This window comes from Porphyromonas somerae, from assembly GCF_022845615.1.
Taxonomy (GTDB): Bacteria; Bacteroidota; Bacteroidia; order Bacteroidales; family Porphyromonadaceae; genus Porphyromonas_A; species Porphyromonas_A somerae.
Window position 1 is genome coordinate 1,253,048 of record NZ_AP025559.1, and the last position, 17,411, is coordinate 1,270,458.

General features: G+C 42.1%; 15 protein-coding genes, 2 tRNA genes and 1 pseudogene. 5 read left to right on the forward strand and 13 right to left on the reverse strand.

Translation table 11 applies throughout. The features are described 5' to 3' along the window. Positions 1 to 3: 3 nt before the first annotated feature. Together MWL85_RS05500 and MWL85_RS05505 are read left to right on the forward strand one after the other, a co-directional pair. Positions 4 to 1,113, forward strand: a complete 1,110-nt coding sequence (locus MWL85_RS05500) for a restriction endonuclease subunit S (protein WP_244401769.1) — start codon at positions 4 to 6, stop codon at positions 1,111 to 1,113. Positions 1,114 to 1,205: 92 nt separating this feature from the next. Beyond that, a complete protein-coding gene (locus MWL85_RS05505; protein ID WP_244401770.1) occupies positions 1,206 to 2,492 on the forward strand; it encodes an ApeA N-terminal domain 1-containing protein in 1,287 nt (428 codons plus the stop codon). 121 nt (positions 2,493 to 2,613) lie between these two features. On the opposite strand, the gene MWL85_RS05510 is transcribed toward MWL85_RS05505, so the two are convergent. From MWL85_RS05510 to rpsA, 10 genes and pseudogenes are all read right to left on the reverse strand, one after another. Continuing rightward, a complete protein-coding gene (locus MWL85_RS05510) occupies positions 2,614 to 3,309 on the reverse strand; it encodes a hypothetical protein (protein WP_244401771.1) in 696 nt (231 codons plus the stop codon). Continuing rightward, positions 3,306 to 4,223, reverse strand: coding sequence for a relaxase/mobilization nuclease domain-containing protein (locus tag MWL85_RS05515; protein WP_244401772.1), 918 nt, complete (start codon positions 4,221 to 4,223; stop codon positions 3,306 to 3,308). The genes MWL85_RS05510 and MWL85_RS05515 overlap by 4 nt, the downstream gene beginning before the upstream one ends. Further along, positions 4,220 to 4,573 carry a MobC family plasmid mobilization relaxosome protein gene (locus MWL85_RS05520; protein WP_244401773.1) on the reverse strand — a complete coding sequence of 118 codons (354 nt, stop codon included), beginning with the start codon at positions 4,571 to 4,573 and terminating at the stop codon, positions 4,220 to 4,222. Before MWL85_RS05520 ends, MWL85_RS05515 begins: the two co-directional genes overlap by 4 nt. 240 nt (positions 4,574 to 4,813) lie before the next feature. After that, on the reverse strand, positions 4,814 to 5,704 hold the full coding sequence (locus tag MWL85_RS05525; protein WP_244401774.1) for a DUF8464 domain-containing protein: 891 nt from the start codon (positions 5,702 to 5,704) through the stop codon (positions 4,814 to 4,816). A 153-nt stretch (positions 5,705 to 5,857) separates the two neighbouring features. Beyond that, positions 5,858 to 6,922: pseudogene (locus tag MWL85_RS05530) on the reverse strand (AAA family ATPase). A 2-nt stretch (positions 6,923 to 6,924) separates the two neighbouring features. Beyond that, positions 6,925 to 7,227, reverse strand: a complete 303-nt coding sequence (locus MWL85_RS05535) for a DUF3853 family protein (protein WP_027451226.1) — start codon at positions 7,225 to 7,227, stop codon at positions 6,925 to 6,927. Between the two features lie 260 nt (positions 7,228 to 7,487). Continuing rightward, on the reverse strand, positions 7,488 to 8,747 hold the full coding sequence (locus MWL85_RS05540; RefSeq protein ID WP_244401775.1) for an ATP-binding protein: 1,260 nt from the start codon (positions 8,745 to 8,747) through the stop codon (positions 7,488 to 7,490). Between the two features lie 108 nt (positions 8,748 to 8,855). Continuing rightward, positions 8,856 to 10,127 (reverse strand): site-specific integrase, encoded by a 1,272-nt coding sequence (locus tag MWL85_RS05545; RefSeq protein WP_244401776.1) that lies wholly within the window; start codon positions 10,125 to 10,127, stop codon positions 8,856 to 8,858. A 263-nt stretch (positions 10,128 to 10,390) separates the two neighbouring features. Beyond that, the gene (locus tag MWL85_RS05550; protein WP_244401777.1) at positions 10,391 to 11,359 is read right to left on the reverse strand and encodes a YeiH family protein; all 969 of its coding nucleotides are present in this window, start codon (positions 11,357 to 11,359) and stop codon (positions 10,391 to 10,393) included. Positions 11,360 to 11,443: 84 nt separating this feature from the next. After that, entirely contained in the window at positions 11,444 to 13,234 is a 1,791-nt protein-coding gene (gene rpsA / locus MWL85_RS05555) for a 30S ribosomal protein S1 (RefSeq protein WP_018029043.1), read from the reverse strand. 606 nt (positions 13,235 to 13,840) lie between these two features. Between rpsA and MWL85_RS05560 the strand changes: the two genes are divergently transcribed. The 3 genes from MWL85_RS05560 (at position 13,841) to MWL85_RS05570 (ending at position 15,441) form a co-directional block, all read left to right on the forward strand. Further along, a tRNA-Arg gene (locus tag MWL85_RS05560) sits at positions 13,841 to 13,914 on the forward strand. 26 nt (positions 13,915 to 13,940) lie between these two features. Then, positions 13,941 to 14,014 (forward strand) — tRNA-Arg (locus MWL85_RS05565). Between the two features lie 68 nt (positions 14,015 to 14,082). Beyond that, positions 14,083 to 15,441: an MATE family efflux transporter gene (locus tag MWL85_RS05570; protein WP_244401778.1), complete on the forward strand. Its 1,359-nt coding sequence runs from the start codon at positions 14,083 to 14,085 to the stop codon at positions 15,439 to 15,441. Here MWL85_RS05570 and MWL85_RS05575 read toward each other — a convergent pair. The 3 genes from MWL85_RS05575 to MWL85_RS05585 are packed head-to-tail and all read right to left on the reverse strand — an operon-like array spanning position 15,406 to position 17,396. After that, positions 15,406 to 16,092 carry a ComF family protein gene (locus tag MWL85_RS05575; RefSeq protein ID WP_244401779.1) on the reverse strand — a complete coding sequence of 229 codons (687 nt, stop codon included), beginning with the start codon at positions 16,090 to 16,092 and terminating at the stop codon, positions 15,406 to 15,408. The genes MWL85_RS05570 and MWL85_RS05575 overlap by 36 nt on opposite strands. Position 16,093: 1 nt before the next feature. Then, positions 16,094 to 16,576, reverse strand: coding sequence for a regulatory protein RecX (locus MWL85_RS05580; protein WP_244401780.1), 483 nt, complete (start codon positions 16,574 to 16,576; stop codon positions 16,094 to 16,096). 1 nt (position 16,577) lies between these two features. After that, on the reverse strand, positions 16,578 to 17,396 hold the full coding sequence (locus MWL85_RS05585) for a N5-glutamine methyltransferase family protein (protein ID WP_244401781.1): 819 nt from the start codon (positions 17,394 to 17,396) through the stop codon (positions 16,578 to 16,580). Positions 17,397 to 17,411: the final 15 nt, after the last annotated feature.

Consider the following 17,411-nt stretch of genomic DNA (forward strand, 5'->3'; position numbering starts at 1 on the left):
AGTATGCTAGAGAGCGTTGAGTGGGGCGAATATAGACTCGGTGATTTGTTTGATATTGAAAACACTTTTAGTTTCAATAAAGAATCACTAACCTCAGGTAATGACTATGATTATGTGACAAGAACGTCTCAGAATCAGGGAATATTGCAGTCCACAGGGTTTGTAAACAACGAAAATATTAATGACGCGGGCACTTGGAGCCTCGGGCTACTTCAGATGGATTTCTTCTATCGAAGGAAACGATGGTATGCAGGACAATTTGTTCGAAAAATTGTCCCTAAAATAAGTCTAACTGATAGTAGCATCTCCTTTTTCTCAACGATACTAAATAAGCAAAAACAGGTATTATTATCGGTATTAGTGAGAGATGTAGATGAGGTATTTCGCAATATAACTTGTCTTCTCCCGACACGCGAAGGAGAGATAGACTACGAGTTTATGGAGAAGTTTATAGCGGAGCTAAACGCTGTACGTTTAGCGGAGCTAAACGCTTATCTCTCTATAACAGGACTCAAAGACTATACCCTAACTCCCGAAGAAGAGCAAGCCGTCAAGGACTTCGAAACCGGGAATGTTGAGTGGAGAGAATTTGATATAACCAAGGTGTTTGAAGTTCGCAATGCTGGAAATATCTTGGCAAGTGAGATAGTGGAAGGAAGTGGAGATATTCCATATCTATGTGCAAGCAGAGAGAATAATGCTGTCAGTTCCTATATCTCATATCGGGAAGAATTAATCACCGAGGGCAACTGTATATTCATTGGAGGTAAGACCTTTGTTGTCACTTATCAAGAACGAGACTTCTTTTCCAACGACAGTCACAATCTTACGCTACGTCTATATGCTACAGAACATCAGACTAAGTCTAAGCAACTCTATTTAGCCACTTGCGTTAATAAGAGCCTAAGACATAAGTATTCGTGGGGAGACAGCGTAAGCAAACAAAAGATTCGGAAAGATAAGATTTATCTACCCAGTATCAATGAAGAGGTCGACTTTTCTAAAATGGAGACCTTGATTTCTGCGGTTCAGAAGTTGGTGATTAAGGACGTTGTCCTCTATGCTGACCGAGAGATTGAGGCGACAAAACAAGTGATAAATAAGGAGAGATGAGCAGAACTAAATTACAGCAGAATTATGCTATAGATAATTCATCATATCTAATAAGTATATTGATCTGTATTTAGTCATCACGGCAATAGCATATGAGCGATAAGTTTAATAAGCCTATTTGGGGGTACTGGTATTTACCTGAATTGAAAGAGAATTCAGTACCGGGCATCTTGGAGCAAGACTTAGATGGAAGATTTGTTCTAAAAACATTTGGAGGATTTCGTTCCACAAAAGGAAACCCAGAAGCATTGAAAAAAGAGCCTTTCATCCCTGTGATACACGGACTTTCGTCTGAAGCGGAAAAAATATCTTTATTTCGAGCAAGCGTTTCTTTTACAGATAATTCACAGAGTTCTTATTCTATTTTTAGGTATCGTTGTGATTCAATTTTGATTGGAAAACAGGTACTGTCTGAGAAGGAAGGAGCTTTCAATAGAGTAAAAGTAAGATTTGACTTACTCCCATACTTTGCACCACCCCAGTATGTAAAGGAGAGCGATCCCATACAATCCTCATTTCTTCTAACTCAAAAGAATGGAGAAGATTACTCTGAGAGATCTAGTGAAATAGTAGTCAGTCTGAAAGAAGAGGGGTATAGAAGTTGTGAATCAACGAAAACTATCGAAGAGCGAACAACCGTGTTGATATTGGAATCAAAAGAGAAGATAAGTTTAAATGAGTTGATATATCAGGTTGAACTATTTTCTAGTCTATTAGATATAGCTTGTTTACACGAGGTTTCTGTACAAAGGTTCGATGTCTTTGATTTTGAAGATGTAAATGAAGATTCGATAGATCATTTCATGGATAGAGAGTATAACTATTTCGAAAGAGATTTTGTTAGGGACTCTTACGAAATAGGTGGTAGAAATCATTTTCTGTTTTCGCTCCAACAGATTCAAGACAATTTTAGCCTGTTTATCAAGAATTGGTTTCCTCTTGCTGCGGATATAAATACAGTTCTCTATTTTTTCGTTGATACTCTTCTTACAGAAAAAACGATGTATCCATATAAATCGTTCTCGGATATTATTAGGGCTGTAGAAGGATTTTACATACGTCGGAGAAAAGATGTGAGTGATTTAAGGCAGATTATACATGATTTGCTTCAAGAAAATAGTGATATAGACCTTGTTCAACAACAAAGAATTGACGTGGATAAGATAAAAGATACAAGAGACTATTTAATGCATTTGTTGCCCGAAAACAAAAAGGAAAAACGAATGACAGAAGAGGAGACAATTCCACTTATCTTCCAATTACAATTGTTATTGGTTACATGCTTGTTGAAAGAATGTGGGTTATCTCCGGATACGATTAATGGAATCTACAAAGAGTCATTCTCCTTTTTGATATTCCAATGCAAACATCTTGTTTAGGGGCTGATGTAATTTGAGGGAAATATATCTCAAAAATAAAATGTCCATAAAAAAAGAATAATGCTTTGTTTACATTGCTTGATAGCAACAGAGCGACCCGAAAATTCAGGTCGCTCTGCTATTATAGGTTTAGTTGCTGTTGGAGTTCGGCTTGTTCAGCGGTGATCAGTTGCTGTTGGATGGCGAGTTCAACCTGACGTCGGACAGCTGCTTCGTAGTTGATGACACGTTGCTCTAGAGTGGCAATGGCTTCGTTAGAGCGATGAGTTTCAAAGATGCTATCGAGTTGGGCGAAGGAAGTGTTACTGACTGAGTGCTCCATACGTAGGATGCGATATCGTAGGGCATAGCTTTCGAGGGTTTGATTGGCATTGTGGAGATAGACTGCCCAACCGATAGTGCAGGCGATGAGTACGATAGATATTCCCCAGATTAGCCATTCTATCCAACGTTTGACATCAAAGAGGTAGTACTTCTTGACCTCTGGAGGAGATTGAGTTTCTTGAATTTTCTCGGATAGAGAGGCTATGCTTTTAGCTTGTCGCTCTTGGTTCTTTGCTATGCTATCTTTGATTTCTCGGATTCGTTTGCCTAGGACGATAGCGACATCTGTCAGTTCACTCTTGAATTTGCCATCTGTCTCAATCTTTTGCCCAATAAGGCGTGCTACATCCATAAGAGAAATAGCGTCATCTTCTGAGGAACTGGTTGCGGGGTTAGGTTGAGATACAAGGTTGGTGATACTTGCTTTGAGCTCTCTGTTCTGTTGCTTGATCTCCTCTAGTACTTCAAGGAGAATATTCATTTGTTCGTTCATAGTCTTCTGCGTTTTAGTTTCTTATTAGCTTGATTTCTTAGTTTACGTTGGAATACGAGTTCAGCAACGTCAACTGCTGGGACATTGCTGTCAAAGAGTTCTTCAATGAAGTTCTCAGATGAACTCTCAGACTCTCTTTGTTCGGAAATCACTGGTGCTTTTTGAGAGCTGAGAACATTTGCATTCTGCTGGAGGAGTGTAGATAACTTTGAGTAGCTACAAGAGCGGTCAATGTGTGAGCCACTGAAGCTAACTCCATCCATGCTAAAGACTACTCCCTCAATGATATCTGTTTTGCCCTTGGTCTTGAACTGCACGTCAATACTCTGCTTTTGCAAAGCAGAAACAAGCTGTTCCCAATTCTTGCACTTGGGCAATACCTCTGTAATAGCATCGTAGATGGTGTAGCGAACTTTGTCACTGCCACGCAGTCTATTTCTTTTAACTTCCGTCTTGCCTTCTCCGAGCTTCAGCTGATACTTGTCTGTAAGCTCTCTGCATATCTTGGTGGAGCGAAACTTCTCATTGCTGTCCGAGATTGTATTGCCGTAATTGTTTACCCGATTGATGCAAATGTGAAGATGCGGATGCTTCCTGTCCATGTGTCTAACAATTAGGAACTGAGTGTCTGAGTAACCCATCTGCCTCAGGTATTCCCGTGCAATATCGACCATCTTATCGTCATCCAGTCGCTCACTGTCTTCGGAAGAAAAACTGAGGATGGTGTGACAGACTGGCTTCTTGATATTGGGGCGCATAGAGGCTTGCAGGTTGAAGTCGCCAGCAATCTCATTTGATGTTGCATCAACTCTTACACCTTCGCCATCAAGAATACGAGCCATCCCCTCACGCTTACCCAGCATGTAGGTAATCATTCCAAAGAATGAAGTCCCTTTAATGATCTTTGCAATCATGACTTCAGATCCTTGAGGTGTTTGTCTACGCATATCCTCAGTAGCTTAAGTTCTGTTGGGGCTACAGAAATGCCATAGGTATTAAGGCGACGAGCAATCTGATTGATGTTATTCGCAATACCTGTGAGCTGACGAATCTCATTCATCTGTTCAGGGGTAATGCGAGCCTTCACTTGGCTCTCATAAATAAGTGTGCGTAGATACTCACTCTTATTTAAGCCTGCCTCGTTCGCCTTGCTCTTAAGGGTAAAATACTCCTTGGTATTTAGTTTGAGCAATACGGAATAGCTTCGCTTTTCCGATAACTTTTTCTTAGGGCGACCGCCCTTGTTCGTTGTATTATCGTCCATAAATATTCTGTCAATAATGAGACCATCGGGATGATTTTTCGCCTCCCTTTGGTGGGGTGAAAAGTAGGTTTTGGGTAACCCAAAACACAAACTTGCTTCTCAGAAAATCTGTATGATAGATATGGCTCTGCCAAGCTCTGCTTGATTGCTTTTGGAAGAGCCGTAATTGTGCTGTGGCTTTTCAAGTGACGAAGCAAAACAGATCACGTGACGAGTGATTAACGATCACGTGACGAAAGATCACCTGAGTTTTATCTTTCGCTTAGACTTCATACTTATCTCTTTAGGAATTCGCTTTTGACATAGAAAGTCATTCAGATCCTTAAAGTCCGAAAACCTTTCTGAGATGTTTTCGATAGGGAGATTCAATCTCAAGAGTCTATTTCGGGCATCCTTTCCCGCAGCATCGTTATCGAGAAAGGAGTTTATTTTCTCGTACTTAGCAAGGAGAGGAATTGCTTTCGCGAGGTTGCTAACAGAGTTAAGGATTAAAGCTGAACTCTCTTGCTCTTTGGGATTCATCGTCAATAAACTTAGGTAATCCATAAACCCTTCAAAGAGATGGATTGACTTGGTGTCATTGTCAAATAGAGAAATCTCCTTTGGTGGAATACAGCCTTTGAAGAATGGGTTAAGGGTTTCATATCCACCAGCATTATTCGGGAAGCCAATAGAGAAATAGGTCTTACCTTTTACTCTATAATGAACCTCCTTGCAGTACAGCTGAGCGATGAGAAAAGAAATTCGCCTATTTTTCAACAACTGAATTAACGCTGGGTGCTGTAGCTCTTGAACTCTAATGTCTGATAGCCCTTTATGAGAGGGTGTTTGCTTACGAAAAGAAAAAGAGTTGCTGTTGTGGAGAGGGCATGCTTGCTCTATGGCAATGAGTGCCTCAGAAACAGTTACAATATGATTGATCTTCATTGCCAAATCAATAATATTCCCTCTTTCCCCACTTCCAAAGTCGTGCCAGCAGTTGATGCTTGTATTGACTTTGAATGAGGGCGTACTCTCTGACCGCAAAGGAGAGTAGTACCAAAGACTATTGTTTAGTACTTTGACAGGCTTTATGCCGAGCGTGAATAGGTAATCCTGTAGCGGAATTAGCTTTGCTTGTTTTGCATTCATCTTCTGATCTCTTTTTCTTTTCGTTAGCAAAGGAAGTCTCTATTCAGTTCGGTATGGTACAGGAATATATATCCTGATACCGAACCGAACTGATTTACAATTGGTATGGTATGGGTCAAAACCTTATATGCCCATATCGGACTGAACCGATAATCAATAGTAGAAATTAGGCTCATACAAGTACTTCTTATTCTTGAGTGTGATCATTCTCTTATTCTTCAGGAAAGTGAGTAGCTTTTTTGTTTTTCCTATACCATACGTAGTACCGACAATCTCAGCGTATCCTTTTCGTAAGGCATCCACTAGCTCACCATAACCTAATCCCCCTTCACTTTCAGAGAAAACAACTTCTAAAGCTTGTCGGTGTTGATCCTCTGTAAGCTCTGTATAGTCAAAGGCTGTTTTTGAAGTAATCGCTTCATCTTGAAAGTTTGTATCCAACTCGGGGACATTGATATGGTCTGGCTCATCAGTGATACGAAAAGCAAAATTCTCGAAAGGCTTTGAGCGGATAAATGTGGGTGATACGATGGATCTATCGGGGTCTGTCGGATCTTTGGTTACTTGAAGGACAGTTTCTGCCTTATTGTTGAGTTCAGTCCCAATATGACCTCTACTATTGTCATCACCTTTATTTAGATGAAGCACAGTCTGGATATGGATGCCTCGCTCACTAGTCCACTGCATAAGGTTTCCGATAAGAATCGTAGATTGAGTAGGATTGTTGATGTCGAGTATCAAGTCTCTAATTCAATCAATAACGACAAGTCCCACCCCTTCAATCTCATAGATCGCCTTTCGAATCACCTCGCATCGGATTGCAGGGTCAGATATTTCTCTAAGGTGACTGAAGATGAGATTCTCAGGTTGTTGGTTAAGTGGTAGTCCAGCTAACTTCAGTATTCGCTGTAATACCAGTTTGCAGTGAAATGGGCTCTGCTCAGTATCGAAGTAGAGGATTTTTCTTTTTCCTGAAGGAAGAGATGCTCTATACTCTAATACCTGTCCATTGATAAGTGCGGCTGCAACGATGGCAGAAACATTAAAGGTCTTCTTTGCCTTGGCTTTGCCTGTCGAGGCACTAAAGTTTCCCAATGTGCCAATGATGGCATCATCCACTTGGAGGATAACGGGTGGTAGAGAGAACTCATCCGTTACACGGACTAAAGACTTCTTCCAAAGGGAGTCATAGTCTACATTTTGGCTCTGTGGGATCATACTCATCTCCTTCCTCCGGTTTTCTTGCCTGCCAGCTCCAATGCTAGCTCAGCATCCACGATAATCTTTCGACCAATTTGTGTAATGGCTTGGTCAATTTTCCCGCTTTTCTTGATGCGATTGGCTGTTGGAATACTGCACCCAAATAGCTTTGCTATACCTGCAATACCATAGACATATTTCTTGTGGGTATTAGCTAAAGGAGAAACTGGTTCAGTTGCCACAGTTCGATTAAGTCCCTCTTTGAGGAACTCCATAAATTCGCCACTCGTCATTTGCCATAGTGGCTTATTTTCATCTGTCATAAACTCTCAGATAAGCTTGTTAAACATTGTGCTTCACTGGCCATGTAAAGCATTGATCTTTTGCAGTCTGCAGTGCAAATCTATGATACTATATTGAGAGTTTAAAGGGTCAGGGATATATCGGGAAGTGTCGAGAAGTTTAAGGAGGTAAGGAGAGAAGATTTCCTCAATAATTTGAGCGTTTGGAAGCGGAACTTGAATACAAAAAAAGCCCCTTGTCGATTTGAACAAGGGGCAGTAATTAGGTTGGGTTTTATGCGTTACAGAATAGTGTCAAGTTCCCACGCCGAAATATGGTCAATACCCTCATTTGTTGGAAGCTTGAAGTCATCCAAACTGACCACATACTTCTTGAAGTTATCTTCTATCGACAAAAGAGAGCGGTACTCTCGCTCTATTGTCTCTTGCTCTGTTAGTTGTAGCGTGACTTGGAAATATAACCTCTTGCTACCTTTGATAGCGACAAAGTCTACCTCAGCCTCTTTATTCGTGCCTACATAGATTTGATATCCAGTCCGTCTAAGGCTTAAATAGACAGCATTCTCCAATAAGTACCCCATTCCATAGCCAAATCCAGAATAGAGGTAATTGTGGTAGCACAAATCATTCAGATAGTACTTGTTATTAGCCGAAATTGTCTCCTTGCCCTTGATATTATATCTCTCTACCTTATGCACGAGGAACGTACTCTCGAGATGGGAGATATAGTTGGAGAGCGTCTCGTAGTTGGTTTTCCTATTTCGAGACTTAAAGAAGTTGACGATGTTGGCGATGGAGATAATGTTGGAGGCGTTATTGACTAGATACACAAAGAGGTCATCTAGGAGCTTCACATCCTTTACTTTATACCTAGCGACAATGTCACGAAGCATAACAGTGTCCTTGATTGAAGAGACGTAGTTTTGCTTCATCTCATCATTGGGGAGGTTGAAAAGCTCTGGTAGGGCTCCAGTTTGAAGGAAGTCTATATAACTCTCTCTATTAGGCTCTTTCTGAGTGATACCACAGAACTCTGAAAAACTAAAGGGGAGTATTTCAAACGCTACATACCTTCCCGATAGTAGCGTTGCAAGTTCACCAGATAGCAGACTAGAGTTGGAGCCACTGATAAATATCTCACAAGGCTCAGCAAAGTCTTGGGAGTGTGAGTTGACAAATCGTTCCCACTCTTCAATGCCCTGTATCTCATCTATGAAGAGGAATACTTTCCCTTGCGGGTTGAGGTCTTTCTTGTATTGCTGAAATAGGTTCTCGAGGTCTTGATAGTCAAGAATGTCTGAAAACTCCAGGTATTCCTTGTTGATGTAAAGAATGTTATTGGGACGAGTGCCGTTGGCAATTAGCTGTGAGGCTATTTGCCTTAGGATGTAGCTCTTTCCGGCACGTCTCTGACCTACCAATACTTTGATCAGTTTGTTATCAATGTATTGACCTATCTTATCTGTGTAGAATGTGCGTGGATACCCTAAGTCTATAGGGTTCTCATCCCAAAAGTTGTATTTCCTTATCGGCGCGAGCATTGTCAGGTGTATTTGAAATTTCTCTGCAAATATAGGGATTTTCAAGCGCACTTGAAATTTCTGTTGTGGATATCATAGTTTCAAGTCTGCTTGAAATTTCAAGTTCGGCTATAACTGATCGAACTTGTTCATTGCGTTAGCCTTTATATCATCAGCAATATCGATGTATGGTTTCATCGCTTTATAGTCGCTATGACCAGTCCACTTCATCACTACATTAGCGGGTATTCCCAAGGAGAGCGCATTACAAATGAAAGTTCGCCTTCCTGCATGAGTACTCAGTAGTGCATACTTTGGAGTCACTTCGTCAATTCTTTTGTTGCCTATATAGTAGGTTTCTCTTATTGGTTCATCAATCCCTGCCAGTTCTGCCAGCTCTTTCAAGTAATCATTCATTCGTTGATTGCTGATTACTGGTAAAGCCTTGTCTTTCTCAAAGACCACATTCTCATACTTTTCAAGAACTGATCTGCTGTGTTTGTTCAGTTCTATGATTAGGCTATCAGCTGTTTTGACTGTAGTAATCTCAATATGATCCTCTTTGATGTCGCTCCTTCTGAGATTAAAAACATCAGAATAGCGGAGACCTGTAAAGCAACAAAAAAGGAAAACATCTCGTACTCGCTCTAAGTACTGTTTGCTTTCAGGTATCTCACACTCCCTTAGACGTGTCAGTTCATCCCATGTAAGGAAGATTACTTTCTTCTGGGTGCTTTTTAGTTTTGGCTTAAATGTTTCAAAAGCGGTAAGAGTCGTATAGCCTTTGCCAAAACTCCATCTTAAAAACCACCTGAGGAATGAAAGTTGATTCTCTATAGTGCTATTCCTCATCTTTCTCTTATCTCGAAGAAAAAGGACGTACTTATTCAACCCGACTTCGTCAAATAGCTCAAAGGATACAGAGGGATTAAACTCTAGAAGATGGTTCTTCACAGCTGCAAACTTCTCATAGGTAGAGTGCGTCCAGCTATTTTGTACACCTCTTTCACTGACAAACTCATCAAATGCCTGCATAAAGCATATTCCCTCAGGTTGCTCTTCATTTCTCAACCTTGAATTGAATATATCTTTGATTTGTTCAGGGGTTGGAATTAGCTCCTTAATTTCAAACTCCTTGAATATCTTCTGCATTTCAGATCCATATCTCTGCAGGTCTGCATTGATCTCAGTAGCTGATTGCTTGAGCTTATTGGTGCATCCTCTTTTCACCTGCTGAAGATCACTATCCCATTTTGAAGCATCAATTCTGTATCCAGTCGCAATCTCAATGCGCTTACTGTTATAAATCACACGCATTCTGATGGGCACATTCTCTGTAATGAGTACTCCATCTTTCTTGCGTCTCTCCAGTGCGAAAATAATGTTCCTCTTAATATTCATAGTTCATACGCGGATTAAATCTACACCCAAATTTACACCCAATTTTCGACATATGGAAAGAGGTTGTATGATATTCTGTTTAAGTGGTGATTTTATATTCTGCTGAAATACAGAGAATTGATATTGCGTGATATTCTGCGATTTTCAAGGTTTTGGAGCCCCCGCTTCCGCGACAAAGAAACCGCTCAGAGCCTAATACACTGGCTTTGAGCGGTTTTTTTCATTTCTAAGAAAAACTCCTTAGGAGGTTCTTTGTCATTTAACTAGACCCAGTAAATGTAGCAGAGGGTACCAGTGGCTATTAGGATCCACAAGGTAACTCCTAAGAAAAGAGCTTTTGCCCCGACTGACTTGAGCACATCACGAGACAATCCAGCACCAATAAAGAAGAGGGCTACATTTAGGCATTGCTTAGAAATCTTGCTTATCATCTGTCCAAATGTAGGATAATCTCCCAATAGGAAAGTATTGATGAGCATTGCAAGAATAAAGAATAGGATAAACCTAGGGACAGCTATCTTTTGTCCTTTCTGTTTGAAAATAAACGAGGTAACTAATGCTAAGGGTACTATCCATAAGGCTCTAGTAAGCTTCACCGTAGTAGCCACTTGTAGAGCAATATCACCATAAGCCTCTCCAGCTCCTACCACAGAGCTGGTATCGTGGATGGCAATGGCAGCCCATAATCCGAAGTCTTGCTGACTCATTCCTATCGCTCTACCGATAGGAGGGAAGATAAATAGAGCTATCGCATTGAGGATAAAAATAACTCCTAGAGCCACCGACATCTGTCCACTCTTAGCCCCTACAATCGGTCCCACAGCAGCAATGGCACTTCCTCCACAGATCGCCGTACCAGAGCTAATCAAGTAACCGGTATTGGTATCTATCTTGAACACATACTTTCCTAGAAGCCAGCCCACCACCATGGTACCGATAACCGAAATAATAGTGAATACCATACCCTCCTTACCTGCTGCTACAGAGCTATAAAGGTTCATACCAAAACCGAGACCCACCACCGAGTACTGAAGTAGGTATTTGCTCATAGCCTTATTTAGCTTGGGGGCGATATTTCCGAATGAAAGTGCAAAGATAAGTCCGAGCAATAGTGCAATTGGTGGACTCACCCACGACCCTAGTGGCGCCAGGGTAGGAACATGGGTGCAGATCAACCCTAAGAGCAGTACTCCAATTAAGGAGTAGTAGATGATCTCTTTATAATTCTTCATAGTCAAGTAAAAGAATAGAAATGGGGCGACTCGTCGTAGACAAACCGCCCCATTTAATTAATTTTCTAGCAATAGCTCCAGATATTACTCCTCACTATTAGCCTTTTCGATCTTATCACGAAGTGCAGCAAGTGCATCGATATCACCTAGGGTAGACTTCTCTGCCTGAGCACTCTCCTGACGAATCATCTCACGAGTAGCTTGTGCAGCAGCTCTCTCCTCTTGGCGAGCTCCCTTCTCCTGATCCTCACGGATACGGCTGTGGCTAAGGATGATGCGCTTTGAGTCGCTATTGAATTCAATCACCTTGAAATCAAGAGTCTCACCAAGCTCAGCTTGCTTACCATCCTCCTTCACAAGGTGCTTAGGAGTTGCAAAGCCCTCAATTCCGTGAGGTAGCTCAATCACTGCGCCACGGTCTAGAAGCTCTACGATCTTACCTTGATGGATAGTACCAACAGAGAATACAGTACCAAGGTTCTCCCATGGATCTGTAGTGGTCTGCTTGTGACCAAGGCTTAGACGACGGTTCTCCTTATCTATCTCAAGAACAACTACATCAATGTCATCACCGATCTTAGTAAACTCACTTGGGTGCTTGATACGCTTAGTCCAAGAAAGGTCACTGATGTGGATTAGGCCATCGATACCATCCTCAAACTCTACGAAGATACCAAAGTTGGTAAAGTTGCGAACCTTAGCAGTGTGACGTGAACCTACAGGATACTTAGACTCAATATCAGCCCATGGGTCAGGAGTCAATTGCTTGATACCTAGGCTCATCTTACGATCTTCACGATCTAGAGTAAGGATCTGTGCCTCTACCTTCTCACCCACCTTCAGAAGATCGTGTGGGCTACGTACGTGCTGCGTCCAAGACATCTCACTTACGTGAATAAGTCCCTCAACACCTGGTAGTACCTCAACGAATGCACCATACTCAGTAATCACTACTACAGTACCCTCTACCTTATCGCCAACCTTCAGATTCTCATCAAGGCTGTCCCATGGGTGTGGAGTGAGCTGCTTCAGACCAAGGGCGATACGATTACGCTCCTCGTCGAAGTCTAGGATCACCACATTGATCTTCTCGTCAAGAGAAACCACCTCCTCTGGAGTGCGGATACGACCCCATGATAGGTCGGTAATATGGATAAGACCATCCACACCACCAAGGTCAATAAACGCACCGTAAGGTACAATATTCTTAACCGTACCCTCAAGTACCTGACCCTTCTCAAGCTTAGAGATGATCTCAGACCTCTGAGCCTCAAGCTCCTCTTCGATCAGTGCCTTGTGTGATACAACTACATTCTTATACTCCTCATTAACCTTGATGATACGGAATTCCATAGTCTTTCCAACAAACTCATCAAAGTCGCGGATAGGCTTCACATCAATCTGAGAACCTGGTAGGAATGCCTCGATACCAAAGATCTCTACGATCATACCACCGCGAGTGCGGTTCTTGATGAAGCCCTTAACAACCTCTTGCTTCTCCATAGCCTCGTTGATACGTTCCCAAGCACGTGCCTGCATAGCTTTACGATGCGAAAGGATTAGCTGACCCTCCTTGTTCTCTTGTACCTCAACATAAACCTCTACCTTGTCTCCAACAGCTAAGTCGGGATTGTAGCGGAACTCCGCTGATGATACAACTCCAAAAGACTTAAAACCTACGTCGACAATAACTTCGCGCTTAGAGATAGACTCTACCGTACCAGTCACAATCTCGCCTTCAGAAACCTCTCCCATTGTAGCAGCGTACTGCTCTTCCATCTTCTTGATGCTCTCAGGAGACTCCTCCGTAGCGCGCTCGAAGCTGTCCCAATCAAAGCCTTCCAAAGGCTTTACTTCTTCGTAGTAATTTTTCATTTAAAAAATTGGTGAATAAAATAATGTTACATCTCTACCTTGACAATGCAAGGCTTTATCTTTAGTTTCCACCCTATTTCTCTTATATAGAGTACAAACTTTTGCAAAGATAGATAAAAAGTTTGGTCTATACAATATATTAACCGCTTAAAGTCCAAAAGATTAGCCGATTGATAGACCTTAGAGAAGAATCATCGGAGAAATATCCAACAAAAATATTTCATGTACCAAACAAAAATGTTTCTCGTATCAGACAAAAATGTTTCTCGTATCAAACAAAATGACTTCATATACCAAATAAAAACGCCACTAACCTTAGGTGTAAATCCATGATTTAGCAAGACAAAAGTTTAGTTGCAACTAAACTAAGACCGATATAATATACTGTATATCAACATATTAAATAGGGGCCATTAACGCCTCATTATCAACCCACTTTTTCACGTCATAAAGGTGTACCACAAGATTTATTAAGGAGGGCTTCTTGCTCTCGTTAGAAACTCCAACACTTGAAACGCTGCAGATTTCTCATCTGAAATGTTGGATAGATAAATAATTATTATTACCTTTGCACGCAGTTAAGGCTTTATGCCTATTAGTAACGATGGCCACGTAGCTCAACTGAATAGAGCATCTGACTACGGATCAGAAGGTTGCAGGTTTGAATCCTGCCGTGGTCACTACCCTCGGGTAAGACTGGATAACTGGCCACGTAGCTCAACTGAATAGAGCATTTGACTACGGATCAAAAGGTTGCAGGTTTGAATCCTGCCGTGGTCACTACTAAACTAAGGCAAACCATCTTTGGATAGTTTGCCTTTTTCTTTTTGAAATAAGCGGACACCCTTATGAATATCAGTAGACATACGAAGGAGATTTTGAAGCTAGGGTACCCCATTATGCTTGGTCAGATGGGAGTTATTTTAGTTGGTTTTATTGATAATATTATGGTTGGAAGATACGGCACCTCCGAGCTTGCTGCCGCGTCATTTGTCAATGGATTCATCAATATTGCCTTTGTCTTTGCGATGGGATTTTCGTACGGACTCACTCCACTTGTATCCGGCTCATTTGCCACTGGCAATGGCCAACTTCGCTCCCTTCTAAAGAGCAGCATCTTTCTTAATACCATCGTGGGCATCCTTATCACACTTGTTATGTGGATATGCTTGGTCAATATCCACTGGTTTGGTCAGCCCGATGAGTTACTTGGTCTTATACGTCCATACTACACGATTCATCTAGTGAGTATCATTCCTCTAATCATCTTTTATGGATACAAGCAATTTGTAGACGGTGTAGGGTTGACAAAGATTGGGATGACCGCCATCATTCTATCGAATATCATTAACATCGTATTCAATTACTTACTCATTTTCGGTAAGTGGGGATTTCCTGAGCTAGGTCTTGTGGGTGCTGGACTTGCCACCTTCATCTCCCGACTTGTGATGCTCGCCATCCTTATCTATGAAGTTCACGGAACGACAAGATTTAAGAGCATTTTTGAGACCAACCACTCCACTAAGGGGGCTATAGATAGAGGTCTACTCAAGAGGCTCAGTGGCATAGGGATGCCCTCAGCCCTTCAGCTAGGAATGGAGACAGCATCATTCAGCATTGCGGTCATAATGGTGGGGTGGATAGGCACGCTCGAGCTGGCAACGCACCAAATAGTCAACACAGTGAGTACCCTTGGCTTCCTGATGTTTTATGGAATGTCGGCAGCGGTGATGATCCGTGTAGGTCACTTCTATGAACTCAAGAAGAGTGACGAGATCAGAGGTGTGGTAAAATCGGGTTTTAAGATTCAGATAAGTATGGCACTGACACTCATTGTGCTACTACTCACTTTTCGCACCTACATTCCACACATATTCACCACAGATGAGTCAGTTATCAAGCTAGCATCAATCGTGATACTTCCACTAGCAGCCTACCAAGTGACAGATATGCTTCAAATCTTATTTTCCAATGCACTCAGAGGGATGCAGGATGTAAAGTTTACAGCGTGGGCAGCTTGTTTTTGCTACCTCGTCTTAACCATGTCAGCAGCTTATCTCTTTGGCTTTACTTTCGAGTGGGGAATCATAGGTATTTGGTGTGCCTTTTTTGTAGGCTTTACCTCCCTTGCCCTACTCCTCATCTCCCGATACTTTAGAGTACTTCGTCAGCTAGACAAGGACATCAAGAGCCAAGGTATAAAATGATACCGACTCTGCACCAGCATCAATTAGAGCTCTACCAGCATTGACTAGTGTAGCACCCGTGGTGAGCACATCATCTACCACGAGTATTCGCTTACCACTCACCTTACTCTTCTGCGGTGAGTAGAAAGCTCCTTGAATCTGTTGCCACCTTGCCTCTTTTCCCCTATGCGTTTGGGTACCACGCCTTCCACCTCTAGCTAGTAGAGTTTCATCAATAGATAAGGAGTAGACCTCAGCTAGTCCTTTGGCAATAAAGGTAGACTGATTGTAGCCACGTCTATGCAATCTCTTTTTGAGCAGAGGAACTGGCACAATTACGGTTACGTCCAAAAAGTGCCCTGCATCATAATGTTGCTGTGCGAAGTGCTTTGCAAGATAATAACCAGTTTTGGGGAAGCCATTATACTTTACATTGTGAATGAGTGTACGTACAACACTAGGATTGCTAAAGATAAGATCGGTTTGGAATTCAGTGAATGGCACCAGCCCTTCCAACCTCTCTTGTGCATCATAATAACTCTCCATGCCAAAGTACTTAGGAAGTGCATCGAAGCACTTTGGACACAAAAAGATATCCTTACCCTCTAACCGGCAACCACAATCCACACAATAGGCAGGATATATGAAATTGATGAGGTCATCAAAAAGCATATCACGAGATTTCAAGACGGTCAATCACCTCCTCGTATATATCCGATGGGTACCCTCTCCGATAGGCAGCATCCACAAGCCGCATCCGCAGGTCGTACTCATTTTTGGCCTTCGTTTTGTATCTTGCCAGTTTAGGGGACAGATACTCCTCTAAAGCCGAAAACCAATCGTCGTAAGGTATAGCACTGAGTGCTTTTTGGATCAGCGAAGAGGGAACTCCCCGCTCTTGAAGCTCAAATCGGATCAAGATGGGGCCCTTCTTGAGCATCGTTAGCTTATCCCTCACATATCGCTCGGCATACCGCTCTTCGTCGATAAACTTCTCACTCTTTAATTGGTCGATTATCCGCTCTATCTCCGAAGGCTCAATCTCACCATCGGACCAAGTCAATAGCTTTTCAGACACCTCCTTAGAGGTCTTTTCATATCTTGAAGTATATCTCCCCGCTTTTATCAATAGTTCTTTAAGCGCATCAGCCTCCATATCACGTCACAATCAAATATCGAGTTTTCCCATTAAAGTCCTCGATGAATTCAACTTTTCTATCACTGAACAGCTCCGTCAACTCCCTAACGCAGAGAGGATTGATTTCAAAGGCGAGTACCTTACTATTATTATATAGCTCATGAATCCGTCTATAAAAGAGAATCGGATCGTCATCGGGCACAAATAGAGCCATCTCAGGCTCTGTATCAAGCACATGCGGCTCCATTTCCATACGCTCCTTATTGAGTACATAGGGAGGGTTGCTCACCACCAAGTCGTACTGTTGGTGCTTAGGACTAAAGTGGCCATCAAACAGATCGGCTCGCTGTAAATCAATCTCCAAGCCATAGCGATGAATGTTTTTCTCTGCCACAGAGAGGGCATGGGGACTTAGTTCAATAGCCTCCACCTTGGCACCACTCTTCGCCATAAAGAGGGCGATCGCACCACTACCAGTACACAAATCTATGGAGGTAGCACCAGAGAATAGAAATCCCCTACTCCTTATTATATAGCATAGCTCTTCCGTCTCTGGCCTAGGTATCAGTACGCCACTACTCACATAGAGATCCATTCCGCAGAACGAGGTGTGTCCGAGTACATACTGCAGGGGTTCGTGAGCCAATAATCTGGAAAGCCAACCCATGAGCAAATCAATCTTTTGATTAACTTTGCCATCACTAACCACGAGCATAGGATAGGGTTGCCCAAAAGCCTCTTCGAGAAGGATACGTGCGATATACTCCGCCTCCTCCTGAGAGTAGTAGCTACCCAGTTCCGTAGCTAGCCATTGCTTGGTGGTTTGAAACTCATTCATTGGCACAAAGATAGC